Raw genomic sequence first — 24,952 nt, 5'->3', positions numbered from 1 at the left:
CCTTTGCTCCCCGTCGCCCGAAGTGAGATAATGTTACTCTATAAGAGGTTAGACCATGGGAGGGGCATCATGACATTGCGAACAATCCTGGTTCCGGTCGATGGGTCCAAGGCGGCACGGGCGGCACTGGAGTTGGCGTTCCTGGTTGGACGAGGCTTCATGGCCCATGTGGACGTGGTCCATGTGCGGGCCGATCCCAAGAACGCCCTGCCCATGCTCGGCGAGGGCATGTCCGGGGCGATGATCGAGGAAATGATGGATTTGGCGGAAAAGGAAAGCGCCGGTATTGCCGCGGCGGCCCGCGCCATGTTCGAGGATCTCACGACCGATCAGGGGGTAACGGTGGTCGATGCGCCGCCCGGACCGATTGACGTCTCGGCCAGTTGGCGCGAAATGGTCGGTCGGGAGGATGATCTGGTGGCCCGCATGGGACGAATCCGCGATCTGGTGTTGCTCCCCGCACCGGTGGACGGCATCGAAGGCCCGACCGATCAGACTCTGGTGGCGGCGCTGTATGAGACCGGCAGGCCGGTTCTGGTGGCTCCCGCACAGGTCACCGAGACCATCGGCCGCAAGATCGTGGTGGCCTGGAATGGCAGCGCGGAAGCCACCCGCGCCGTGACGTCCGCCATGCCGTTTCTGGCGCAGGCCGATTCGGTCTATCTGTTGACGGCAGAAACCGAGGGAGATGCGGAATTCGGGGTGGATGAACTGGCGACCTATTTGTCGTGGCACGGCGTTTCCGCCCTGGCGCAGGTTTTTTCGCCGGGCGGCTTGTCGGTGGGCGAGGCGCTGCTCGGGGAGTGTGGGAAGGTGCAGGCCGACCTGCTGGTCATGGGGGCCTACTCCCACTCCCGCATGTGGGAAATGGTGCTCGGCGGCGTTACCCGCCATATTCTGGAAAAGTCGCGCATTCCGGTTCTGATGGCACACTGAGTGCGGTTCAGAACAGCGACATCTGTGGGTCCGGCGGCGGTGTTTCCTCAACGAAGCAGAGGGTGTCTGCGGCCTCGGGCGGGCGCAGCAGCGGGGAAACCCGGTCGAACGGCAGGTCGTTGTCCATCCATTGCCGTTCTGCGGCAGGGTCCAGGATGACCGGCATGCGGCCATGGATATGGGCAATGACCGGCGCGGGGGCGCAGGTGATCAGGGTCACGAAGCTGCCGTCGGTGAGGCCGGCAAAACCCATGGGCAATCCATCACACCGCCCGATTTTGTTCTTGTAGCTGCGTTTTCCATCCTTGCGCCATTCCGTGTACCAGGCTGCCGGAACCACCACGCGGGAACGCAGCAACGGGCGAAAGGTCGGCTTTTCTCTCAGGGTCTCAGCCCGCGCGTTGATCAACGGCTTGCCGTCGAAGGGGGAGGGCAGACCCCAGGTGAGCAGTTTTGCACCGAGGGCCGGGGAGAGGGCCAGAACCGAATCCGTAGGCCGACACTCACCGAGGGGGAGGCCTTCGGGCCACGGCCAAACGCCGAACCGAGGTTGCAATTGCGCGGGCGTGCCGCCACTGTTGAAGCGTGAACACATGCGCTAAACTGACTCTCTGAGGGTTCCATTGCAACATGTCTGCGCGACCAATAAAGGCTTGCCGAGTTTCCACCATGCCCTGCCAGATTCCGTTTCCCAGCCGTAACCGATTGTCGTTCCGCCATGCGTTCTGAGACTTGGTATCCCGCCATTCCAGGTATCTTCAATCCGGCCCCCATGGGGCTCGTGGTGCGTCGGTTCCTGCTTTATTTTCTGCCCATTACCGCCGGGCTGATCGGCATCTTTCTGCTCTACGAGGCATCCGAACACGAACAGAACATCGCGATGCGCCTGACCAACGAACGCGCGCAGTTGCAACTCTATAAAACGTTGATGGAGCGAGACCTGGAAATTCTGGTGGGTGACCTGTTCGTGCTGGCCGACAGTTCCGATCTGCGGCGGATGGTTGACGACCCCACCGAGGAGCACCGCCGGGAACTGGAGCACCGGTTTCTCAATTTTGCCAGCGACCGCCGACAGTACGATCAGATTCGCTATCTGGACGAGACCGGTCAGGAAGTCGTGCGAGTCAATTACAACGACGGTCGTCCCTCAGGCGTGCTTCAGAGAAACCTGCAAAACAAGGCGGATCGGTATTATTTCAAGCAAACCCAGGCACTGGGTGATCAAGAAGTCTATATTTCGCCACTCGACCTGAACATCGAAAACGGGCAAATCGAGCACCCTCTGAAGCCCATGTTGCGGGTCGCGATGCCGCTCCGGGACGCCAGCGGTCGGCGCCGGGGAATCCTGATTCTCAACTATTTGGCCAAGATCATGCTGCACCGCCTCACGACCCAGCTAGCGGACGAGGAGAAAGCCAAATCCTCCATTACCAACAGCCAGGGGTATTGGCTGCACCACCCCAATCCGCAGCGGGAATGGGGCTTTGCCCTCGAACACGGGGAGTCTTTCGCCCGGGATGACCCCGAAGCCTGGCGTTTGATGATCCATTCCGACCAGGGGCAGGTGAAGTCGGCGGGCGGCGTCTACACCTATGCCAAGGTCCGTCCGCTGGCGGTGATGATGTCGCAATTTCTCAGCCCCATGTCCGACCTTGGCGCGGTGACCGGCCAGTCGGATGCGGACTCGCGGTTTTGGATCATCATGACGCGACTGGATCCCGAAGAACTTCGGTTCACGCTGGCCCAGGTGCTGGAGGACCAGATCATGCTCGCCGCGCTGTTCGGATTGCTGTTGTTTTCGGCCTTCGGCATCTGGCAGATGGCGCAGTCCCGAATTCTGCGCGAACAGTCGGAAACCTATCTGCGCGTCCTGTCCCTGGGGCTGGAACAGAGTCCGGCTGCCATCATGATCACCAACGCCTCGGGCCTGATCGAGTATATCAACGGCAGGTTTACCCAGATTACCGGTTACGGACCGTCTGAAATGATTGGCCATAATCCGCGCATCCTCAAATCCGGAGAAACCGCACCCGAGGAATACGGGCGGCTCTGGGACACCATTACCCGTGGCGAGACCTGGCGTGGCGAGTTTCATAACCGACGCAAAAACGGCACGCATTTCTGGGCCAAGGCGCAAATTTCTCCCATCCACGATGCTCAGGGACGGATCACCCATTTTATCGGCGTCCAGGAGGATATTTCGGAAAAGCGCGAGTTGCAGAAAAACCTGAAGACTCTCTCTGCCCTTGATCCTTTGACCGGGGTCTATAATCGCCGCCAATTTTTCACCCTGGTGGAGGCCGAGGTGGCCCGCAGTCGGCGTCAAAATCACCCCATGGCATTGATGATGATGGACCTGGACCACTTCAACAATATCAATACCAAATACGGATATCCGGCCGGGGATGCCGCCCTGGTGGGGTTTGTCGAGGTGCTTCGCCCATACCTGCGCGCCGGAGATATTCTGTGTCGGTTCAGTGGTAAGGAATTCGCGGTCGCGCTGCCTGAAACCACGATGCTCGATGCGGTGGCCCTGGCCGAACGGTTGCGCCAGAAAGTGGCCGACTATAGGGTCGCCCATGCCGGATTGGAATTCGGCCTGACGGTCAGCATCGGCTGTGCCGCCTGGACCCGCAGCGAGCCGACCCTGGAAGCGGCGCTGCACAGGGCCGAAGACGCCCTCGCCGTGGCGCAACAGGGTGGGGGAAACCGGGTCATCTCCAAATAGGGAACGGTTCAGCCGAGGGACAGACAGACCATGACCGACCACCGCAAGACCGTCGTCATCACCGGGGCCAGCCGGGGCATCGGCCATGCCACTGCCTTGCTGTTTTTCGAGCGGGATTGGGAAATCATCACCTGCGCCCGGGGCGCGGTGCCGCCGGAATGCGGGCGTGATCCCCGCTGGACCCTGCATGTGCCGACGGATCTTTCCAATGCCGAGAGCACTGCGGCCTTCGTCAAGGCGGTCAATGCCCATCTTGGCGAGCGGCCGTTGCATGCCCTGGTGAATAATGCCGGCGTGTCGCCCAAGACCTCGTTCAAGGAGCGCCTGGGCTGTCTGAATGGCGATTTGAATGCCTGGCGCGAGGTTTTCGAACTGAACTTTTTTGCCGGATTGCGGCTGGCGCGGGGTTTCGCCTCGGCGCTGCATCGGGGGCAGGGGGCGATCGTCAATATCACCTCCATTGCCGGGCACGCGATCCATCCCTTTGCCGGGTCGGCCTATTCCATTTCCAAGGCCGCCCTGTCGGCGCTGACCCGTGAAATGGCCAACGAGTTCGCGGCGCTCGGCGTGCGGGTCAATGCGGTGGCCCCGGGCGAGATTGAGACGGAGATGGTGCAGCCCGAGTACGAGGTGCTGATTCCCCGCATTCCCCTGGGGCGCATGGGGACGGCCCGGGAAACCGCGACCACCATTTATTTCCTCTGTTCCGAGGACTCGTCCTATGTCACGGGGACCGAGATCTGGGTCACCGGGGGGCAGCACATGCTGTGATAGTTTGGACCTGTTTCAAACTAGAATTCTTGCTCCGTTGTCTGGGCTGTTGTTAGAGTGAAGTCGAAAACCAAGAAACAAGACAAAACAGGCAGGCAGGGAACATCAAGGATCATGTCGGAAAGGCGCGACTCTCTTCCGTCGACGGTGGACGGGACGTTGGAGGTGTATCAGGAGCTTCTCACCTCCGTCGGTCGCCGGTTTTGCGCCCTGGGCATCGACATTGCCGACATTGCCGGCCACATGGACGATATCAGCGAACAGGCGGGTAAGCAGGTTGGGAGAACCGAGCGCCTGCATCACATGGCAGGCCAGATGCTCGATACCAATTCCGGCATCAGCGAGGCGGCGGCCAAGGCGCTGGGGGTCACCATGACCGTCGAGCGCGATATCTCCGATTCAAGGCAGGCGGTGGATACGGCCCTGGAAAACATTCAGCATTTGGTGGCGGGGGTGCACCGGATCGCCGAGCAGTTCGCCACCTTGAGCCGCGCCCTGGGCGGGGTGGCCCAGGTTTCGAGTTCCATCGAGGCTATCGCCAAACAGACCAACCTGCTGGCGCTCAATGCCACCATCGAGGCGGCGCGGGCGGGCGAGGCGGGCAAGGGGTTCGCGGTGGTCGCCGGAGAGGTCAAGCGGCTGGCCGACCAGACCCGGCTGGCGACCCAGAAAATCGGCGAGACGGTCCTGACCCTGACCGATGAAATCCAGATTCTGAAAGACATCGGCTCGGCCGCCGCCGAACAAGCCGGGGTGGCCAGCGCCGGCTCGGTGCAGGTGATCGAGATCGTGACCCGGCTGGATCGGCATGTGGCGGCGGTCAATCAGGAAGTGGAACATATCGCAAATGCAGCCGGGGACAATCGGGCCTCCTGCGAGGCGGTGCTGGCCGATGTGGAGTCTCTGCACCAATCGGTCCAACTGTCGGCGTCCAGTCTGCGGGAGGCCGACGTGCGACTGGGCGGCATGCGCGACCGGGGCGAAAAACTGATCGAGGAGCTGGCCTCCTCGGGGCTGCGCAACGACGATACACCGTTCATCGAGGCGGTGGTGAAGGGAGCTGCGCATATTTCCCAGCTGTTTGTCCAGGCGCTGTCCGAGCGGCAACTGAGCGAGGCCGATCTGTTTGACGAGAATTATCTGCCTATTGCCAATACCGACCCGCAACAATTCACCTCCCGCTTTCTGCCCCTGACCGACCGGCTGCTGCCCGAACTGCTGGATGACATGCTGCGCCTGGACCCGCGCGTGGTGTTTTGCGCAGCGGTGGATCGCAACGGCTACCTGCCGACTCACAACAAGAAATTCTCGGCACCGCAGGGACCGGACCCGGTGTGGAACGCCGCCCACTGCCGCAATCGACGCATGTTTGATGATCGTACCGGGCTGGCCTCGGCGCACAACCGGAAGCCCCACCTGATGCAGGTCTATCGCCGCGACATGGGGGGCGGCAATTTCGTTATCATCAAGGAAGTGGCGGCTCCGATTTTCATCCGGGATCGCCATTGGGGCGGGCTGCGGATGGGCTATTTGCCGTTGTGATTTCCCCAGTGCCAAGCGGGTTGAACCGCCGCGCCGGGCGGTCCATATTCCTGGTTCGATTTCAGCAGTGATTCCCAACGAAAGGGCCGTGCCCATGCAGGTGACCATTAACGGCGAACAGCGGGGCTTCGACGGCCCGCTGTCGGTGGCGCAACTTCTCACCCGGATCGGTCTCGATCCGGGCAAGGTGGCGGTCGAGCGGAACCTGGAAATCGTCCCCAAGTCCACCTATGAGCAGGTGAGCGTGGGCGAGGGGGACAAGCTGGAAATCGTTCATTTCATCGGCGGCGGGGCGTTGATGAGCGATGACGACTATTTCGAGGTGGCGGGACGCAAGTTCTGGTCGCGGCTGCTGGTTGGCACCGGCAAATACAAGGATTTCGAGGAAACCAAGGCGGCCATCGAGGCTTCGGGAGCCGAAATCGTCACCGTGGCGGTGCGCCGGGTCAATATCTCCGATCCCACCCAGCCCATGCTGATCGATTACCTGGACCCCAAGGTTTATACCTATCTGCCCAATACCGCTGGCTGCTTCACGGCGGACGATGCGGTGCGGACCCTGCGTCTGGCCCGCGAGGCCGGGGGCTGGGATCTGGTCAAGCTGGAAGTGCTGGGCGACCAGAAGACCCTGTATCCCAATATGGCTGAAACCTTCCTGGCCGCCGAGGCGCTGATCAAGGACGGCTTCAAGGTCATGGTCTATTGTTCCGACGACCCCATAGCCGCCCAACGCCTGGAGGACATGGGCTGCGTGGCGATCATGCCGCTGGGCTCGCTGATCGGTTCCGGCCTGGGCATTCTCAACCCGGTCAACATCCGGCTGATCAAGGAACAGGCCAAGGTGCCGGTGCTGGTCGATGCGGGAGTCGGCACGGCCTCCGATGCGGCGGTGGCCATGGAACTGGGCTGTGACGGGGTGCTGATGAACACGGCCATCGCCGGAGCCCGCGACCCGATCAAGATGGCCAAGGCCATGAAGCTGGCCATCGAGGCGGGCCGTCTGTCCTACCTGGCCGGACGGATGCCGAAAAAAAGCTACGCCGATCCCTCGTCGCCCCTGGCCGGGTTGATCTGATCCGATGATCGACGCCGCTTGGCGTCTGCTATACCGCCTGGCCTATCCGTTGGTGCGGGGCTGGTGGCGTCTGACCCGCCGCCACAGCCACGGCGCGGTGGTGGCGCTGGTCTGCGAGGGGCAGGTGCTGGCTGTGCAGCCGTCTTACCGGCGATACCTCTCACTGCCCGGAGGATATCTACAGTCTGGAGAGACGGCCCTTGATGCCGCCTGTCGAGAACTGGGTGAGGAACTGGGGGTGGTGGCCCAGGCGGCGGACCTGCAATGGGTCCTCCAGGTGCGCGACGGACACGACGTGACGGACTGTTTCCGTTGGGATTTGGAGCGCCTACCGCCGTTGCGACCGGACCGACGGGAGATCGTCGCGACCCGTCTGCTCCCGTTGGACAACCTGTCGGCAGCGGATTTCGTGCCCATCCTGCGGCCGTTCGTGACCTTGCTCTAACGGACCGGGAAACGCATGTAGTAGTAGCCGCTGGGACGTTGAACCATCAGCAGGACGAGCTTCTTGCCCTTGCTCCGGGCGGCGTCGATCAGGTCAATGAACTGTTTCGGCAGCCAGACGTCTTGCTGATTGACCTGCATGATGACGTCACCGGGGGCCAGGGAGATATCCTCGCCGGCGATTTTGGCATCGACGATGGTCACCAGCACTCCGGTGGTGCCCCAGCGCAGGGCGAATTTATCCAAAAAGCGTTCGCGCAGTTTATGAGTCAAGGCGGACAGGGTGATGCCATGGGTCGGCAGGGTGGCGAAAGCCCCGCGCTCCACATCCCAGGCCTCTTCCCAATGGGCCAGAGTGACCTTGAGATCCAGTTCCTTGCCGTTGCGACGTACCTTGAGGGCCAGAACATCCCCGGGCTTGCTGGCCTGCATGATCTTAATCAAATCCGGGTGGGTGGTCGGGGCGCCGTTGACCGTCAGGATCAGATCGCCGCGCCGGAGTCCGGCCTGGGCACCGGGCCCGTCGGCGGCCACGTCGCGGATCAGGATCTTCCGGTCGTCGGGCAAATCGAGGATCTCGGCCAGTTCCTTGTCGACCCCCTGGATCTGGATGCCGATGAAGCCAAAGGACGGCTCGGCCATGACCATGCCGGACGTACCCAGAACGCCCAGATGGATGCCCAATATCATCACGATAAGCCGCAGCGATGGCCGCATGAATCCCTATCCCCTTTTGCGCCGATCCTAACCGGCGAAACGCTTCCGCACAACCGCTACCAGGGCGTTGGCCGTCCGCTGCGCCGTCTCCTCCCAGGAGAATAGCGCGGCCCGCCGCACGGCGCGTGCGGAATATTCTTCTCTTCGGGCCGCATCGGTCCACATGTTTTTGAGTGACCGGGCCATGTCGGCGGGGTCGCGGGGATCGAAATACTCCACCGCATCGCCCGCCACCTCGGGCATGGCGGTGATTCGGGCACAGGCCACGGGGGCCCCGCAGGCCATGGCTTCGACCAAAGGATTGCCAAAGGTCTCGGCCAGCGACGGAAACACGAACAGGCGGCATTGACGATATAAATCGGCCAGTTGGTCGGGGGCGAGCGAGCCGAGGAAGTCGACCCGGTCGCTCAGACCCAGTTGGGCCAGACGTTGGCGCAGGCGGTCCCCATAGGCCTTATCGACCGGTCGCCCGGCCACCTTGAGGCGCAGATCGGGCAGTGCCTCGGCCAGCAGCGCCAGCGCCTCGATCAGCCCGTGCAGGTTCTTCTGTACGTAGAGATCGCCCACCGCCAGCAGGAAATCCTGGCGCGGGGAGTCGTCCGGGTGGAAGCGCGGCGAGACCCCATGGGGCACGATGACCAGCTTGTTTTTCTGGTGCGCCGACAGCCCCTCGGTGAGCACTTCCCCGGCGTAGCGCGAGACGGCCAGGGCGACCGGGGCCCGGCGCACCGACCAATGGGTCATCCAGCCCAGGACCAGCCAGTAGATTTGTTTGCGCCAGCGCCGGTCGCTCTGCCCCACGGCCAGGGTGTTGCGCAGCAGGACCACCGGCGCCGGGGCGAACAGGGGGCCGAAATTGGCCGGAGAATAGGTGACCGCGCTGCCCAGGCGACGGGCCAGGCCGGGGAGCCGCAGTTGCTCCCAGATTAAGAGGCGGGCGAAGCTGTTGCGGAAATCGACCCAGTGGATCGGCAGCTGATCGGGCAGGTCGGGATAGAGGCCGCGCTGATCCTCGTGCAGCAACAAGGTGACCGCCAGTTCCGGGAGGGCGGCGAGGCGCGGCATCAGTTCCCGGAGATAGGTCACGCCGCCGCCGCTCTTGGCATGCAGGCCGTTGACCAGGACGCGCACCGGCGCGGGAGAGGCGTCAAAAACCAAGGCCTAGGACTTTTTCGCGCTCTCGACCGGCAAGGCCTCGACTTCGTGGGTCAGGCCATGGGTAACGGTGAACGGCAGTTTGAGACGCTGGGAGCCCTTTTTCAGCACCAGATTGCCCTTGTGCAGGCGCTGCTTCCAAATGATCCGATAGAGCACCTTGGTTTTCGGGGCGACCTTGAAGGTGACATGCAGGCCGCGCGATTCCTCGACTCCGACCTTCATGCCGAGGGATTTTTCAAGACTGTGGGCCAGCCCGGCCTCAATGATCTTGACCACCCCCTGCTCGACGAACAGATTGGTTTCGGTTGTGCGCTCCATGCTCAGATGGCTTTCCGCCGTGCAGGAAAACGAATGTTCCGAGATCAGGGTGTCGGAGCCCTCGCGGTTGTCCAGCGGTACGTCCTCGGTGGTGACGACGACCGTCTCGTCGGGATGGGCTTCACCGTCCTTGTCATCGTCCATTTCGATGCCTTCGATGACGGCCTTTTCCTTGGACTTGCCGCCGAACAGCAGCAAGACGAAAGACGTCAGCAGCATGGCCAGACCACCGGCGATCATGAAGGGAATGAGGGGCATGTCGAACCTCCTTCGGCTCAGTCAACAGGATCAGTATGGTCCTCTTTGTCACCGTTTTGCAACGACCCCTTGCCGCCGCACCAGGAACGGTCACGGGGCAGGCCAATCGGCTCTTCGTGAATTTGCACATCAATGTTGGTGAAGGCCGCCTCAAGGTCCGAGATGACCGCCTCGGAAACCGCGTGGGCCTGGGCGAGGGTCAGGGTGGGGTCCATTTCCAGGTGCAACTGCACAAAGAGTGTGGGGCCCGAGGTGCGGGTGCGCAAGTCATGCACGTTTTGAACTTGCGGATGGGCCAGGGCCAGTCCGCGAATGCGTTTGCGGTCCTCTTCGGCGATTTCCTTGTCCACCAGCACGTCCAACGCCTCCTTGGCAATATGTCCGGCGTTCCACAACAGGAACAACGCGATGCCAATGGTCGCCACGGGATCGACCCAGGGCAGGGCCAGCCGTTCGGACAGGGCCAGCGAGGCGATGATGATCCCATGCATCATCACATCGGCCTGATAATGCAGGGAATCGGCGCGTACCACCAACGAACCGGTGAGGCGGATCACCCGCCGCTGATAAAAGATCAAACCCAGCATCAAGACGGTCGCCAGGACAATGGCCCAGATTCCCGCGTCGGCATTGGCCATCAGCACCGGATGGCGCAGGCGGTCTATGGATTCGATGATGACCATCAGCCCGACCCCGGAGATGAAGGCCGCCTGCACCAGACCGGCCAGGGGTTCCAACTTGCCGAGGCCGAAGCGGTAGGACCGGCTGGCCGGCTTCAGAGCCTGTCGGATGACCACGAAATTCATCACCGCCATGGCATTGTCGAGCACCGAATCCAGCACCGCCGTCAGCACCGACGTCGCCCCGGTCATCGCCCAGGCCGTTATTTTCAGGCCGAGCATGACCAGCCCGACGATCAGCGCCAACAAGGTCGCCCGTTTCTTCAGGTGGGCGATCTGTTCGGCGGAGAGAGGAGACAAAGACATGAAGCGAATCCCAGGCTGTTCAGATAATGTTATAATATAACATATTTCAAATATAACGGAAAGCCTAGAGTGGGGCGCTCAGGTCCGCCGCCATGGTGCGCCGATGCCGGAGGATCAGATAGGTCAAGGGCAGCAGATGGACCAGGAGCAACAGACCAATCAGCACATCCCCCATTGACCAGACGAACGCTACCGGCAGGAACGGGCCGACGAACGAGACCCCGGCGAAGAACCAGCGATAGGCCAGGACGTTGGTGCCGCCCAGGCGCTGGAAGCAGCGCTCGGTGAAATAGGCCCAGTTGACGATGGTGGTGAAGGCGAACACCACCAGTGCGAGGGTGACGAACGTGCGGCCCGGACCGCCCAGGCTTTCCTCGAACACCGAGACGGTGAGAAAGGCTCCGGTGAGGTCGGTCCACATGTCGGTGCTCAGAATGACCAGCCCGGTGGTGGTGCAGACCACCAGGGTATCGACCAGCGGCACGGCGGCGGCCATGTAGGCCCCGCGCGCCGGATGATCCTTGTTGGCCCCGTGCCAGAAGGGGGCGATGCCGATACCCGAGCCATGGGAGAAGACACCGCGCGAAATGCCGTATTGCACCGCCTGCAAGGTGAGATATCCGGCCGCTCCCCCTGCTGCGGCATAGGGTTCGAAGGCGTAGCGGAACACCTCGCCGAGGGCCTTGAGAGTCAAAACCGGATCGCCGAGCAGGAGAATCCAGGACAGCAACAGATAGCCCAGCACCATCCAAGGTGCGGCGGCGACGCTGAACTTGAGGACGCTTTTGGCCCCGCCGACGACCACCGCCGCCACCGCACCGGACAGCATCAGGGCGACCACCAGATGGGAGGTCCCGATTTCGTCGCCGATGGCATGGGCCACCGAATTGGCCTGAATCAGGTTGGCGGTGACCAAACCCTTGACCAGCATGATCCCGGCCAACACCGCGCCAAGGAAGCGCCAGGGCTTGGGCAGCAGACGCTCCATGTAGAGCATCGGAGTGGCGAACAGTTCGGGGCTCTTGTCCTGGCGGGCCAGTTTGACGGCGAAATAGGTGGAACTGAGGCGGAAGCTCATGCCGACCAGGGCCGAAACCCACATCCAAAACAGAGCTCCCGGTCCGCCCAGATGCAGCCCGGTGGCCACCCCGGCCAGATTGCCGACCCCGATGCTGGCCGCCAGGGCGGCGAGAAACGCCTTATGGTGTGCGACGTGATCTTCGTGCGTCGCTGCACCCCGGTCCTGCCAGATGGCCGTCAGGGCGCGCTTGAGATGACGGAACGCCGCGCCCCGGGTCACCAACAGGAACAGCAGCCCGATCTCCAGATAGAGAAAGGCCAGCAGCGGATTCCAGAGCCAGGCGGAGAGGGTATCCAAGAATCAGGCGTCCTTGACAATGCGTTGGCGATTTATGCCACGGTTCCCGTGCTTCGGTCATCCCAAAACACGATTGAAGCGTCGTCCCCCCCTTGCGCCGACCGGGAGGCGAGGGTAGGTTAACGCCGTTTTCGCAGGGAGCGCAGCATGGACGTCATCCTGATACCTTTGATCCAAGTCATCCTGATTGCCATTGATCTGTATATCTATGTGCTGATAGCCAGTGTCATTCTGAGCTGGCTGGTGGCCTTCAACGTGGTCAATACCCATAACCAATTCGTCCATACCATCGGCACCTTCCTGCATAAGGCGACGGAGCCGCCGTTGCGGTCCATCCGGCGCTATGTGCCGGACCTGGGCGGCATCGACGTGTCGCCGATCATTCTGATTCTGCTGCTGTATCTGGTGCAGAACATTTTGGTGCAGATGGCGAACCGCATGTGAGCGGCGGGGGGCCATTTACATCCGTGGCCGACGGGGTCCGGGTCGCCATTCGACTCACCCCCAAGGCGGCGCGCAATGGCATCAGTGGACTTGCCGGGGAGGCCGACGGGGGGACTCTGCTCAAGGTCACGGTGACCACGGTGCCGGAAAAAGGCAAGGCCAACGCCGCGCTACTCAAGCTGCTGGCCAAGGCTTGGCATCTTCCCAAGTCGGATCTGGCGGTGGTGACGGGGGCCACCGACCGCCGCAAATGCGTACATATCGCCGGGGATTCCGAGGTGATTCTCGGCAAGTTGACCGGCTGGCTGCAACAGGAGGGCTATGATGTCCGAGGCAAAAATCATTGACGGCAAGCAATTCGCCGCCGGGCTGCGCGGGCGCATCGGGGCGGTGGTCCAGGAATTGAAAGCCCAACACCGGCTCACGCCGGGGTTGGCCGTGGTTCTGGTTGGCGAAGACCCGGCCAGTCAGGTCTATGTGCGCAACAAGGGTCAGCAGACCCTGGAAGCCGGGATGCATTCCTTCGAGTTTAAGCGTCCGCCGGACATTGCCCAGGACGACCTGCTGACCCTCATTGCCGGGCTCAACGACCGGGACGACGTGCACGGGATTCTGGTCCAGCTGCCGCTGCCGAAACATATCGATTCCCATGCCGTGCTCGATGCCATCGACCCGGCCAAGGACGTAGACGGCTTTCATGTGATCAATACCGGGCGGCTGGCCACCGGCATGGACAGTCTGGTGCCCTGCACCCCGGCGGGGTGCCTGATGATGCTCAAGGATGTGCTGGGCGACGACCTGTCGGGACAGCGCGCCCTGGTGCTCGGGCGGTCCAACATCGTCGGCAAGCCGATGGCGCAGTTGCTGCTGGCCGAAAGCTGCACGGTGACCATTGCCCATTCGCGAACCCGCGATCTGGCCGAGGAATGCCGCCGGGCCGATATCCTGGTCGCCGCCGTGGGCCGTCCGCGCATGGTGCCCGGCGACTGGATCAAGCCCGGGGCGACGGTCATCGACGTGGGCATCAACCGCATCGACGCGCCGGAAAAAGGTCCCGGCAAGACCCGGCTGGTCGGCGATGTGGATTTCGAAACGGCGGTGCAAGTGGCCGGGGCCATCACCCCGGTGCCCGGCGGGGTCGGTCCCATGACCATCGCCTGTCTGCTGCGCAACACGGTGATCGCCGCCTGCCGCCAGAATGGTCTGGACGATCCGGAGATCTGAGCCATGAAAACCGCCGTTGCCCTGCGTCACGTGCTGTTCGAGGACCTGGACCTGCTGGGGCCGCTGTTGACCGAGCGGGGCTATGCGGTGGGATATTTGGAGGCCTGGCAGGCGGCGGCGCTCGATCCTCTGGCGGCCGACCTGCTGGTGGTTCTGGGCGGCCCCATCGGGGTCTATGAAGAGGCCCAGTATCCCTTCCTGAGCGACGAATTGCGACTGATCGAGGCGCGCTTGCAGGCCGGACGTCCGACCCTGGGCATTTGCCTGGGTTGCCAATTGATGGCGCGGGCACTGGGGGCGCGGGTCTATCCCTCGGGACTGAAAGAAATCGGCTGGGCCCCTCTTGATCTGACCGACGCCGGGCAACAATCGGTGCTGGCGCCGCTGGGGGAGGGGGATCGTCATGTGCTGCATTGGCATGGCGATACTTTCGACTTACCCGACGGCGCGCGGCATCTGGCCCGTTCGGCGCGGGTTGAGAATCAGGCCTTTGCCTGGGGTGACCATGCGATGGCCTTGCAATTCCATGTGGAGGCGACGGCGGTCGGACTGGAACGCTGGTATGTGGGCCATGCGCTGGAGATCGCCACCACCGAGGGGCTTGATCCCAAGGGGTTGCGACGGGATGCAGATATCCATGCGGCGGCCTGCAACGCCCGGGGGACGAGGTTCCTGGGGGATTGGCTGGATTCCCTGGAGTTACGGTAAGCCGGTCATGTGTGAGCTTTTCGCCATGTCCAGTTCCCACCCGACGACGGTCACCCTGTCGCTGACCGAGTTGGCCCGTCATGGCGGGCTGACCGGGCCGCACAAGGATGGCTTCGGCATCGCCTATTACGAAGCGGGGGACGCCCGGGTGATCCGCGACGTGGGGGCGGCCTATGACAGCCCCTGGGTCCGTTTGGTGGCCGAGCGGGCGCTGACCTCGGACTTGGTGCTCAGTCACATCCGCAAGGCGACCCTGGGCAAGGTCTGTCTGCGCAATACCCATCCGTTCCGCCGCGAACTGGGCGGGCGGCTGCATGTGTTCGCCCATAATGGGGATCTGCATGATCTGGCCCAGGTGCAGCCGCTGCCCGGCCCGCGTTTCCGGCCTATCGGCGAGACCGACTCCGAACATGCCTTCTGCCTGCTGCTCAACCGTCTGGCCCCGTTGTGGGACGCCGGAACGCCGAGTCTGGAGGCCCGTCTGGATGTGGTGGAAGCCTTCGCCGCCGATCTGCGGGACCTGGGACCGGCCAATTTTCTCTACAGCGACGGACAGGTGCTGTTCGCCCACGGCCACCTGCGGACGCAGCGGGAAGGCCAACCGCCTCGGGCTCCCGGGTTGCAGGTGCTGTGCCGTCACTGCACCCGTCAGCGCGGCGAGCACGACAAGACCGTGGACGGGGTGACCATCGGCGGCGGGCGGCAGGACGTGGTGCTGCTGGCCAGTGTTCCCCTGAGCGATGAATCCTGGCGTCCCCTGAACGAAGGCGAAGTCCTGGCAGTGACCCAGGGGCGGATTGCCGCCCGGCGAACAGTCGATTGACCGGCGTGCAATAGTTGCTAGAATTCGTGGGAGTTATCCGAAGGGGGGGGAGAATGACCAATTTTGCCGAGGAAACCATTCGGCTGTTCGAAACGGTGCTGGAGGATATTGCCGACACCCTCGAACGTCAGCAATTCGCTGCCGGGGACAGCATCTTCAGGGAGGGAGACCCGGGCGACAGGGCCTATTTCGTACGCTGGGGGGGCGTCGAAATCGCCAAAAAAACCCAGGATGGTAATATGATCCACCTCGGGGCCATTCATCCCGGCGATATTTTCGGTGAAATGGCGCTGATCGACGGTCAGCCGCGCATGGCCAATGCCATCGCCATCCGGGAGACCGAATGCATGGTGCTGCCGCGCCCGCTGTTCTTCAAGGAACTGTCCAAGACCGAGCCGTTCACCCGCTTTCTGATCAATACCTTGTTGGTCCATGTACGCAACATGGGCATCCGCATTGTCTCCCAGGCCGATCTGGCGCAGGTGCCGTTCGTCGAGCGGTTCGTCAATGCCTATGTGGCCCATGGCCGGGGAATCAGCGATATCAGCTATTTCTTCTGCGATGCCGATGGCGAAAAAAGCGAACTGGCGGTCCGGACGATCAATAACGACCCCCTGTGCAAGACCTGGGGCACCATTGCCGCCAAGCTGGGCTTCGTCAACGACATGAATGTGCTCGACATGGACGAACAGAAGGCGATGGCGGAGATGTTCGGCGAACAGGAGATCGAGGACCACGATAGCAGCCTGATCGAGTTGATCTACGAGTCCCTGACCCAGCGGGCCCGTCTGGTGGACAGCGCTCAGAACCTCTACGAATCGCACTTCAAGGCCTATGCCTCACCGCATCATCTGGAAAATTCTTTCCTGCCCTGAGGACATTTTTGTTCAAGCCTTCAAGGGATTGAGCACGAAAATTTTTTTCTGGGCGGTGCTTGATTTTCTTAACATTAGATTCATATAATATGCTATACTATCACGATTGAAGGCCACAGAGGGGGATTGTGGAACGATGAACTAGAGGAGATTTGAGATGAACAGAATTCTGCCGATGAGCGTGTTAGCCCTGATCCTTTTGGGCGGCCTGCTGTTTGCGTTTCTGGCCACTCCGGTGCTGGTCTGATCTCCTCTTCTCGACCCTCTTCGGTTCGACCATAAAGATACGCCGCGCCCGGCTGACGAGCGCGGCGTCCGAGTGTTGAAACGACGGGATCTCAACACAGCATTCCTTAAGACATCGAGGCGATAGGGGCGGCCCAGGTTGCTCCATATGGCGCTTGTTATTTTCTTGTTCCGACACTTTCCACAGGGTGTGATGACCGTCACAGATATCATAACGATATCGTAATAATATAAGTGAAAGTCAGGTATTCAAGGAGTGCCGAAAATGTATAGATCCCCAGTTTCCTATGCCATAGGCATTTATAAAGCGCATGGCCCCTCTATAAAAAGGGTCTTATCGGTGCTTTCCTCAGACTTGCAAGATTCTAAAGACGCCAAGTTCTTCTCAGAGGCATTGCGCCACATAGAGCACATGCATAAAAACCCCTACAAGAACAATATTCAGTGGTGAAGTTGGATTTCCCAGCCGCAAGATAGCGGGGACGGATGCGGCGGCCGTTGGCCGATGGTGTGTCCTCCGTCCCCGCGATGCCAGCTTGAAAACCCCCCCTGCAGGGCGCACGTTCTCGTCACATTTTCTCTCTCCAGGACGGGGTCCCCCATGTCAACGCTCGACAAGCAGCACAAAGCCAAATTTGGCACGGTTCTCGGGGTGGCCGAGGGCGGGGTGGCGGTCTACTCCTCCCACTACGCCTCCGCCGACAGGGACGATCTGCCCAACCGGCAGGCCTACCGCAGCGTGATCGACGGGGTTTATCTGGGCTACAAATGGCAATGTGTCGAATTGGCGCGGCGATGGCTTTACCTCAATAAAGGCTATGTCTTCGATGATATCGCTATGGCCTATGACATCTTCCGGCTGCGTCATGTCACGGTGGTTGCCGACGGCACCAAACTGCCTCTGCATTCCTTTGCCAACGGGTCGAAACGTCCGCCGGAGCCCGGCTGCCTGTTGATCTGGAACGAGGGCGGCGAATTCGACGTCACCGGTCATGTGGCGGTGGCCACCGAGGTCCTGCCTGACCGGGTGCGCTGCATCGAGCAAAACGTGGAGGACAAGATCTGGCCGCCGGGGCAGTCATTTTCCCGCGAACTCAAGGCCACCACCGGGGCCGATGGCAGCTACTGGATCGACTGCACCTACGGCAACTCTGGAATCATGGGCTGGGTGATTCAGACCGACGACCCGACCCACGCCGAAGATCTCTCCGACCCTTCGCCTGACCTGTTCAATCTGCGGGCGCGGGAATTGCCGCCGGAGCAGCGGGCCGATGGTCCTTGGCTCGATCAATCCCGGGCCGACGATGCCGCCTTTCTGGCCCTGATGGGGGGCGACCGCCTGTCGACCCAAAGCGCCGATCAGTTCAGGTATTTTCACGTCAGCGAGACGGCGATCAGGGAAGTCAAGCGGGCCACCAACGAACTGCACGCCATGTTCATGCACGCCACGGAGCGGGTGCTTCAGGATGAGACCCTGCTGCGCCATTTCAATCTGCCTCCGGCGTTGTTGCCGCGCATCCGCCAATCCTGGGACAATCGTCGCAACCAGATGATCACCGGACGCTTCGACTTCTGCCTCTCCGAGCGCGGCCTGAAGGTCTATGAGTACAACTGCGATTCCGCCTCCTGTCACATGGAAACCGGTCGAGTGCAGGGGCTGTGGGCCGAGCATTTCGGCTGTTCGGAAGGCCGGGATGCGGGCGCGGATCTTTTCAAGGAACTGGTGGCGGCCTGGTCAGAGGCCGAGGTCGGCGGCGTGCTCCATATCATGTGCGACCGGGACGCCGAAGAGACATACCACGCCGAATTCATGAAAACGGCGATGGTGGCGGCGGGCCTGTCCTGCAAGATCGTCAAGGGGGTCGCCGGGCTGCGTTGGGGGGCGGACGGCCGGGTGCTGGACGCCGAAGGAACCGAAATAAACTGGGTCTGGAAGACCTGGGCCTGGGAGACCGCCCTGGATCAGATCCGCGATCAGTTGTCGGAGGATGATCAGAACCTGCGCCTGGGCAGGACCATCGACCGGGCGACCCAGCCGCCGCGTCTGGTGGATGTGCTGCTGCGGCCCGATGTGATGGTCTTCGAGCCCCTATGGAGCCTGATTCCCAGCAACAAGGCCATGCTGCCGGTGCTGTGGAGCATTTTCCCCGATCATCCCTACCTGCTCGACAGCCACTTCGAACTGACCGATTCCCTGACCGCCAATGGCTATGTGGTCAAGCCCATCGTCGGACGCTGTGGCGAGAACATCCGCATCGTCGACGCCGCCAACCGGTTGATGACCGAAACCGAGGGCCGCTTCGACGACCGGGACCGGATCTATCAGCAACTGTTCCCCTTGCCTCGGTTGCACGGCCTCAATGTCCAACTTAGTTCCTTCTCCGTCGCTGGAACCTATGCCGGCTCCTGTCTGCGCACCGACTCCTCCGCCATCATCACCACCGGCAGCGACATCCTGCCCCTGCGGGTCCTCCCGGACGACGACCTGGCCCCGGGGGAAGGCTGAAGGCGGGGGATGCCGGTAGGGGCGGAGACGCCCGAGTCCAGGTTATGGGCCGGGATATGCCAAATCCTTCATTCGCAATTTCAGTTTGAATTCAGTTGGTTGGGGGCGCTGATCGGCCTTTTTGTGTCGGGTATAAAAAAATATTCCTACAAATGGTCATTATATCCTTGATATTTGGCGTTCGTAGATATATGTTCACTTATGTTCTGACTTTTTTGTCTCTTTTTAGGAGTATCGACCATGCCCGTCCTTCGCCCCACGACCCGCCGGGCCCGCGCCTTCGCGGCCTTTGCCCCACCGTCGGACTACGACTGGGACTGGCGGGAGACCGTGCCCGAGACCGTGGCCGAGCGGGTTTTGTCCCGCCCCATCGAGACCTGGACCAGTTCCGACATGGCCAGAGTCATGGGCTCGGACTGTTATGGGAATCGTTTTCACCGGCTTCATCGCCGGGCCCAGGAGGCGGTGTCCGACTGGTTCAAATATGCGTTTCCCGAGGACCCGGCCCTTGCCGACCTGCCGCGAACCCAGTGGTCGGCCCATTCCTTTCTTCATGCGGAGGACCGCCGCGCCGTCGATGCGCAACTCGCCGCCCGCGCCGCCGCCCGCGCCCTGGCCGGACTGGGCCGCCATGGGGACACCATCCTGGCCCACCTGACGCCCGAAGAGGCACGGTTCCTGGATCGCGTCACCGATGGCGGCTCCATCAACCCGGCCACCGGATTGCTGGAATTCTGGCAGGAAGGCGACGCTCTCAATGACGACACGGAGCAGAAGCAGGGCAAATACATCTGGCACACGGCAGGCGACAGCAAGGTCCGCCCCGCCCATGCCGAACGGGATGGCAAGGAATTCTCCTGGGACGATCCCCCCGAAGGCGGCCACCCCGGCGAAGAACTCAATTGCCGTTGCTGGGCGGAGGAGCCCAATTGCACCAAAGAATGGCTTGATCTCCGTGAAATTGTCAAAGAGTTGGTAGGTCTGGACGCTGAACTCAGTGAGCTAAAACGAAAAATACACAATAAGAAACTGGATATTGAAATTGACGAGGCGGATATCGAATTTTATGAAGCCGTTAACACCGCAGCAAAATATGGATCATTACTTAAAATGGTTCCCCATCCAGCAGGAAGGTTTGCTGGCTGGGTTTTCACCTTTGGTGAGACAATCTCGTCAAGTATTCTCATTGAAATCAATGCCTCTTTAGTGAATAACATGGCCGAACTAGACAGTCTTGAGTCGGGACATCCTGAACTGGAAAGGATGGTTATTAAACTTATGGATCGAGAAAAAAATGCAATTCAATTATATAACAAGTGTAAAGGAATTATATGATAATTAAAAAAAGAGTATTAATATCATACTTATACAAAATCCATTGTATTTCACGGTATTTGCTCTTTAAACTCAGCGAATCTCTGGATCTTATTGGCAAGCAAATAATGGCTAAAAAGCACATATGATTCCTCAGGGTCGGCATTTATTCGCTCAATATTAAAGCTTCTGAGGCTGCTAGAACCAAATATTTCGAAGTGCTTTGCTGCAAGCTCGCGTAAAGCGACCGGATTCATTTGGTTCAAGCTTTTCGCCCATAAGAGAGCCTCGGCCATTCCTCGACTCTCCAGAGTTGGATAAATCCGTCCGCATTGCAGAATATCCTCTACATTTTGGATGAATCTCTTTTCGAACTGGACAGACAACGCGAGTTCTTTTTGCCTAAGTTGCTCAGCGGGACCCATGCGACTTTTAGGAAATATTCTCTCAATCGACCGCTGGTAGTTACATATACGCAGTACGAATTCATCGTTATCCATTCCCAAGGGGCGGATCTGCGCATGGATGGACAGATTGCCCAGATATCGGAGCCCCCCAGTCCGGGCCATCAGTTCGTGTTCCACTGCAAGGTAGGCTTTGATGTCCGTATGTTTTTTTAGGCCTCTGAACTTTTCCATATACGTCACAACTTCCTGGTCCGTCAGGGGTTCGGGAACCTCGTGCGTTAAGGGCTGGAATGATGGCGGGATGTTGATACCGCTCAAATCGAGGTCATCATGGACATGCGCCAGATAGGCCAAAACAAAGCGTTCTTTTTCATCCATCTCTTCAAGGAGACGCTCTAAGGGGATCGTCGTGATGAGGGATATGTCGGCGTTTGCTTGCTGCGCCCGTTTCAGCCAATACCAGGCCACGCCTCTGTTTCTGTCCACCCCGTCGCCCTGAAGGTGGCGCCGGGCCATATCCAAAATGGCGGGAAGATGTCCCTCTTCCGCGAGAGACCTGAGCCGCCTTTCGCTAAAATCTCCATTTTTGGACCCATACTCTTGCGCAACACCGGACCCAGCCTGGAAGACCCAAAGCGCACCGGCGAGAAAAATCGTGGTGAGGTTTATTATGCGTCTCATGATCGCATTATATTATAGAAAACCAACTAGAGAAAGGGGGCGATGGCGTGACTCTGACATAAACGTTGCTTGAAGGAACACAACTGCCCAGATCAATGACCATGCATCACGGTAGGCCGCCGTGCTGCATCCAGTACGCAATCTTTTGACGATCTTCCGGCGACAGATGCGGTTCGATGCGCCGCTTGGCGTCCTCGACTTCAATTCCGTGCTGTTGACCCTTAATCAGCCAGTAATAGGCAGCAGGATCATTTCGCTTGATTCTCGCTCCGCTGGTATAGGCGTCAACCAGATACCACATGGCTTTTTCATGGCCATCGAAGGCCAGCCAGCGGAGTCTGTCGAATCCCAGTTCAATGGATTGGGTGTCTGCAGGATCGTATTCGATGAAATGGTAGACAGCCATATCAAACGCAGCGTCCTTGTTTCCCTTCTTCTTCGCAAGGGATAAAAGAGTAAAATCCAGTGGCCGGAGACCTTCTATCCCCCGTTCATCTAGTGATTTCTTCCATATACGGTATGGAACTGCAGAGTCACCGGCCTCAAGGTCATTCACCTCAACAATGACTTGGCCAAACATGATTTTGAAACTTGCCCGCCAGTCACTGTCGTCTACCCACTTCCGGTTCTCGTTCGTCAGGTCTGCAGAATCATTGAGGACTCTGTAAAACAATTCACTTCTGGCCCCTTCGCATTCACCTTTTTCAAAAAGATCATAAGCATGGAGGATATCTGACCCGGGCAATTTTGCCACAAGTTCAGATTCGGACTTTCGGTCTAAATCTGATTGAGTCGAAAATGGTGACGCAATTTTAGCTTCTTCGGGAATATCGCCCCAAACATAGGTCAATGCTTCGAATGTGCAGGGATTCGCTCCGTTCCGCAGCGCTAGGGGAATCATAATAAACGAGATCCCCGTATAGATGCCGATACCGGAAATCAGAATAGCACCGATAATAATCAAGATTAAGCGCATCTTATGACTGAACACGTACAGTTTCGCCTTATCCATTCATCTCCATGGGTTACGGTGGGTTACGGTGACAGTGCATTTAACTATGGGTATTGCGGTGACAGTGCATATACTATCATGGCGGCAGATGCTTATGGCTCGTACAAAGTGCATGAGGCGACCCAACTTCAAAATGAGCTTCGCAGACGGAATAATAAAAAATGAAGCTTCGAATTCAGTACATATAATTGCAACCTCTATATCGACCGAAAACAGCCGTTCCCAATCGTGTGACGATGGGAATCATGGGCATTCTGACAATCTTTTCGGGGGTTTGATTCTTGGCCAGCCATTGGGAATGGCTTGTTTTTACTTCTTCGATACCTGCGTCTGTTAGGAACCAGTCGTCATAGGCATGTCCGTTCTCCAGAGCCTCGAGGGCGTCCTCATTGTCATGGCTGGCGGCCTCGTAGATCCAGTGCAAGCGTTGCTGCGGCCTGTGCGCCAGACTCCCCCAACCCGATATTGGGCCGCCCATGGCATCCGCCAATTCCATCTGAGCCGCAGCATGTCCCTGTCTGGCGGCGGCATCAATCCACTCGATCGCGAGGCAATCATCTTCTTCAGCACCCCAACCAAGGGAATACATTGCAGAAACGCGATACTGCGCCTCCCGGTGCCCGTTGAGAGCCGCTTGCTGCAATAGCGGAAAGGCCGCTTTATAGTCCCGTTCTTTGAAGTGCACCATTCCTTGGCGATACAGGTCCTCGACTTCGGTGGCGGGCAGGGTCGCGGTGATCTGCGCGGGCAGTTGGTTATCGGGGGCCATGAGACCAAAGTCGATCAGCCCGGTATAGATGGCGGCCATCAAATTTGTCGCCACCAGAACCTGGGCCACCCTAAAGCTCCACCTCTTCGCAGGCTTGGTCAGCCAAAATGCTTTGGTGAAAATTGGTATCATGGAGCCGACACCTTGTTTTCTATTGATGGTAGTTTAGCATTTTAGGCAGTCAAAAAAAGAGCGAAATTGTTCTTGCGTCCCCTTGTTCCCGGCTCAAAAAAAACGCCGCGCTCCGGTTATGGGCGCGGCGTTTATGGAGAGTATTTACAGAGTAGATCGGCGGTCAGACGCAGCCCGTCGGCTTGGGCAGGCCACCCCATTTGCAGATCATCTTCATGGGGCCGGTCGGGAAGTGGGCATAAAGCTCCTTCACGTCCATGCCCATTTCCTTGGAGAACTTGCGCAGGGCCGGAACCGTGCCGTTTTCGTCATACATGCGACGGGCTTCCTGAATGAATTTCAGTTTGTCCTCGTCCAGTTCATAGCCATCGGTTTCGGCCAGTTGAGCCCCTACGGCTTCGTTCCATTCGGTGCGGTCTACGAGGTAGCCTTCACCATCCACATTCAATCCCATCGTTCAACTCCAATAAAATAATAACGATTTGCACTTGTTGGTCAGATGGGGACACAAATTGCGATATCAAGAGGGGTTGGGGAGGGGTTTCGGCAAAATTTTAGAAAAAATAATTCTAATTATTTCGAAAAAAAAATGATTTCCTGTGATGGCCGTCACGGCAAACGGGGGCGAAAAGCGCGATGATGATCTTAACGCGATGGGGCGGCCCATCCTCCCCGCTTCCCCCAAGCACCTCGTCCCATCGCGCCCCTCTAAACTTTCAGGCCCGGTTCTTCTTTCCCCCCGGAGAACCGGGCTTTTCTATTGCCTTCGGACATGATCTACTGAGCCGATGACCGGGACACTCACCACTCTCGCCCTTGCCAGCCTGGCCTTTGTCGGGAGCCATATGCTGTTGTCCTGGCCGGTTGTGCGCGGGCCGTTGGTGGCCCGTCTCGGGGAATGGCCCTTCCGCGGCCTGTATTCCCTCATCGCGGCGCTGACCCTGGTGTGGATGGTGGTGGCGTACCAGCAGGCGCCGAAAGTCGTGCTTTGGGTGCCGCCGATGTTTTTTCAGCATCTGCCGATGACCGGCATGCTGATGGCCGCCCTGTTATTGGTAGCGGGCTACACGGTGGTCAACCCGACCTCGGTGGGGATGGAAAAACTGGCCGTCCGGCAGCCCCTGGCTGGCATCATCAAAATCACCCGTCATCCGGTGATGTGGGCGATGGCGCTGTGGGGGATCTGTCACGTCCTGGCCCTGGGTGACGCGGGCTCGGCGCTTTTCTTTGGCGGATTGGCCTTTTTGGCCCTGGCCGGTTCGGCCTTGCTCGACCGCCGCAAGGCCGCCGTGGGTGGTCTGCTGTGGCAGCGACTGGCGGAAGAGACCTCGCATGTGCCTTTTGTCGCGATTCTCCAGAAGCGCAGCCGCACTTCGCTGGCCGAGATCGGCATCTGGCGGTTGATTGGGGGTGTGGTGCTGTTCGGCGCGCTGATGTTCTGGCACAGCCGCATTTTCGGCGTCAATCCCTTGCCCGGCATCGAATGGTAGAAGCGCCGAT

At 59.8% G+C, this 24,952-nt stretch carries 25 protein-coding genes; 15 read left to right on the top strand and 10 right to left on the bottom strand.

The features are described from left to right. Nucleotides 1-69: 69 nt before the first annotated feature. Nucleotides 70-936 carry a universal stress protein gene (locus ACYQ1P_RS16310; RefSeq protein ID WP_460021403.1) on the top strand — a complete coding sequence of 289 codons (867 nt, stop codon included), beginning with the start codon at nt 70-72 and terminating at the stop codon, nt 934-936. A 7-nt stretch (nt 937-943) separates the two neighbouring features. Here the strand turns inward: ACYQ1P_RS16310 and ACYQ1P_RS16305 are convergent, their stop codons facing one another. Further along, nucleotides 944-1,531: an SOS response-associated peptidase gene (locus ACYQ1P_RS16305; RefSeq protein ID WP_460021402.1), complete on the bottom strand. Its 588-nt coding sequence runs from the start codon at nt 1,529-1,531 to the stop codon at nt 944-946. A 123-nt stretch (nt 1,532-1,654) separates the two neighbouring features. On the opposite strand from ACYQ1P_RS16305, the gene ACYQ1P_RS16300 reads away from it, so the two are divergent. The 5 genes from ACYQ1P_RS16300 (at nt 1,655) to ACYQ1P_RS16280 (ending at nt 7,497) form a co-directional block, all read left to right on the top strand. Beyond that, nucleotides 1,655-3,664 (top strand): diguanylate cyclase, encoded by a 2,010-nt coding sequence (locus tag ACYQ1P_RS16300; protein ID WP_460021401.1) that lies wholly within the window; start codon nt 1,655-1,657, stop codon nt 3,662-3,664. A 30-nt stretch (nt 3,665-3,694) separates the two neighbouring features. Beyond that, the gene (locus tag ACYQ1P_RS16295) at nt 3,695-4,435 is read left to right on the top strand and encodes an SDR family NAD(P)-dependent oxidoreductase (RefSeq protein WP_460021400.1); all 741 of its coding nucleotides are present in this window, start codon (nt 3,695-3,697) and stop codon (nt 4,433-4,435) included. Between the two features lie 114 nt (nt 4,436-4,549). Continuing rightward, nucleotides 4,550-5,977 (top strand): methyl-accepting chemotaxis protein, encoded by a 1,428-nt coding sequence (locus ACYQ1P_RS16290; RefSeq protein ID WP_460021399.1) that lies wholly within the window; start codon nt 4,550-4,552, stop codon nt 5,975-5,977. Between the two features lie 94 nt (nt 5,978-6,071). Beyond that, the gene (gene thiS, locus ACYQ1P_RS16285; RefSeq protein ID WP_460021398.1) at nt 6,072-7,052 is read left to right on the top strand and encodes a sulfur carrier protein ThiS; all 981 of its coding nucleotides are present in this window, start codon (nt 6,072-6,074) and stop codon (nt 7,050-7,052) included. A gap of 4 nt (nt 7,053-7,056) precedes the next feature. Then, nucleotides 7,057-7,497 carry an NUDIX domain-containing protein gene (locus ACYQ1P_RS16280; RefSeq protein WP_460021397.1) on the top strand — a complete coding sequence of 147 codons (441 nt, stop codon included), beginning with the start codon at nt 7,057-7,059 and terminating at the stop codon, nt 7,495-7,497. Here the strand turns inward: ACYQ1P_RS16280 and ACYQ1P_RS16275 are convergent. The 5 genes from ACYQ1P_RS16275 to ACYQ1P_RS16255 all read right to left on the bottom strand — a co-directional run bounded on the left by ACYQ1P_RS16275 (nt 7,494) and on the right by ACYQ1P_RS16255 (nt 12,311). Then, the gene (locus tag ACYQ1P_RS16275) at nt 7,494-8,213 is read right to left on the bottom strand and encodes a PDZ domain-containing protein (RefSeq protein ID WP_460021396.1); all 720 of its coding nucleotides are present in this window, start codon (nt 8,211-8,213) and stop codon (nt 7,494-7,496) included. The two genes, ACYQ1P_RS16280 and ACYQ1P_RS16275, sit on opposite strands and share 4 nt — an antisense overlap. Before the next feature lie 27 nt (nt 8,214-8,240). Next, nucleotides 8,241-9,371, bottom strand: coding sequence for a glycosyltransferase family 4 protein (locus ACYQ1P_RS16270; RefSeq protein WP_460021395.1), 1,131 nt, complete (start codon nt 9,369-9,371; stop codon nt 8,241-8,243). A gap of 3 nt (nt 9,372-9,374) precedes the next feature. Further along, a complete protein-coding gene (locus ACYQ1P_RS16265; RefSeq protein ID WP_460021394.1) occupies nt 9,375-9,947 on the bottom strand; it encodes a hypothetical protein in 573 nt (190 codons plus the stop codon). A 17-nt stretch (nt 9,948-9,964) separates the two neighbouring features. Then, nucleotides 9,965-10,933 (bottom strand): cation diffusion facilitator family transporter, encoded by a 969-nt coding sequence (locus ACYQ1P_RS16260; RefSeq protein ID WP_460021393.1) that lies wholly within the window; start codon nt 10,931-10,933, stop codon nt 9,965-9,967. A gap of 64 nt (nt 10,934-10,997) precedes the next feature. After that, entirely contained in the window at nt 10,998-12,311 is a 1,314-nt protein-coding gene (locus tag ACYQ1P_RS16255) for an alanine/glycine:cation symporter family protein (protein WP_460021392.1), read from the bottom strand. A 147-nt stretch (nt 12,312-12,458) separates the two neighbouring features. On the opposite strand from ACYQ1P_RS16255, the gene ACYQ1P_RS16250 reads away from it, so the two are divergent. From ACYQ1P_RS16250 to ACYQ1P_RS16215, 8 genes are all read left to right on the top strand, one after another. Next, complete coding sequence (locus ACYQ1P_RS16250; RefSeq protein WP_460021391.1) at nt 12,459-12,755, top strand: YggT family protein; 297 nt, start codon at nt 12,459-12,461, stop codon at nt 12,753-12,755. 23 nt (nt 12,756-12,778) lie between these two features. Beyond that, nucleotides 12,779-13,102, top strand: a complete 324-nt coding sequence (locus ACYQ1P_RS16245; protein ID WP_460021390.1) for a DUF167 family protein — start codon at nt 12,779-12,781, stop codon at nt 13,100-13,102. Beyond that, complete coding sequence (gene folD, locus ACYQ1P_RS16240) at nt 13,080-13,979, top strand: bifunctional methylenetetrahydrofolate dehydrogenase/methenyltetrahydrofolate cyclohydrolase FolD (RefSeq protein WP_460021389.1); 900 nt, start codon at nt 13,080-13,082, stop codon at nt 13,977-13,979. The genes ACYQ1P_RS16245 and folD overlap by 23 nt, the downstream gene beginning before the upstream one ends. 3 nt (nt 13,980-13,982) lie before the next feature. Then, a complete protein-coding gene (locus ACYQ1P_RS16235; protein WP_460021388.1) occupies nt 13,983-14,687 on the top strand; it encodes a glutamine amidotransferase in 705 nt (234 codons plus the stop codon). Beyond that, a complete protein-coding gene (locus ACYQ1P_RS16230; protein ID WP_460021387.1) occupies nt 14,605-15,510 on the top strand; it encodes a class II glutamine amidotransferase in 906 nt (301 codons plus the stop codon). The genes ACYQ1P_RS16235 and ACYQ1P_RS16230 overlap by 83 nt, the downstream gene beginning before the upstream one ends. A gap of 53 nt (nt 15,511-15,563) precedes the next feature. Beyond that, entirely contained in the window at nt 15,564-16,385 is an 822-nt protein-coding gene (locus tag ACYQ1P_RS16225; protein ID WP_460021386.1) for a cyclic nucleotide-binding domain-containing protein, read from the top strand. An 847-nt stretch (nt 16,386-17,232) separates the two neighbouring features. Next, the gene (gss, locus tag ACYQ1P_RS16220; RefSeq protein WP_460021385.1) at nt 17,233-19,137 is read left to right on the top strand and encodes a bifunctional glutathionylspermidine amidase/synthase; all 1,905 of its coding nucleotides are present in this window, start codon (nt 17,233-17,235) and stop codon (nt 19,135-19,137) included. A gap of 240 nt (nt 19,138-19,377) precedes the next feature. Continuing rightward, complete coding sequence (locus ACYQ1P_RS16215) at nt 19,378-20,472, top strand: phage minor head protein (protein WP_460021384.1); 1,095 nt, start codon at nt 19,378-19,380, stop codon at nt 20,470-20,472. 50 nt (nt 20,473-20,522) lie between these two features. Here the strand turns inward: ACYQ1P_RS16215 and ACYQ1P_RS16210 are convergent, their stop codons facing one another. From ACYQ1P_RS16210 to ACYQ1P_RS16195, 4 genes are all read right to left on the bottom strand, one after another. Then, a complete protein-coding gene (locus ACYQ1P_RS16210; RefSeq protein WP_460021383.1) occupies nt 20,523-21,539 on the bottom strand; it encodes an SEL1-like repeat protein in 1,017 nt (338 codons plus the stop codon). A 106-nt stretch (nt 21,540-21,645) separates the two neighbouring features. Then, nucleotides 21,646-22,551 (bottom strand): hypothetical protein, encoded by a 906-nt coding sequence (locus ACYQ1P_RS16205; protein ID WP_460021382.1) that lies wholly within the window; start codon nt 22,549-22,551, stop codon nt 21,646-21,648. Between the two features lie 175 nt (nt 22,552-22,726). Continuing rightward, complete coding sequence (locus tag ACYQ1P_RS16200) at nt 22,727-23,389, bottom strand: SEL1-like repeat protein (protein WP_460021381.1); 663 nt, start codon at nt 23,387-23,389, stop codon at nt 22,727-22,729. Nucleotides 23,390-23,615: 226 nt separating this feature from the next. After that, nucleotides 23,616-23,906 carry a TusE/DsrC/DsvC family sulfur relay protein gene (locus tag ACYQ1P_RS16195; RefSeq protein WP_460021380.1) on the bottom strand — a complete coding sequence of 97 codons (291 nt, stop codon included), beginning with the start codon at nt 23,904-23,906 and terminating at the stop codon, nt 23,616-23,618. A gap of 334 nt (nt 23,907-24,240) precedes the next feature. On the opposite strand from ACYQ1P_RS16195, the gene ACYQ1P_RS16190 reads away from it, so the two are divergent. Continuing rightward, nucleotides 24,241-24,942, top strand: a complete 702-nt coding sequence (locus tag ACYQ1P_RS16190; RefSeq protein ID WP_460021379.1) for an NnrU family protein — start codon at nt 24,241-24,243, stop codon at nt 24,940-24,942. The last annotated feature ends 10 nt before the right edge of the window (nt 24,943-24,952 follow it).

Source organism: Magnetospira thiophila (assembly GCF_054657015.1).
This window is presented reverse-complemented; position numbering and strand designations above follow the sequence as displayed.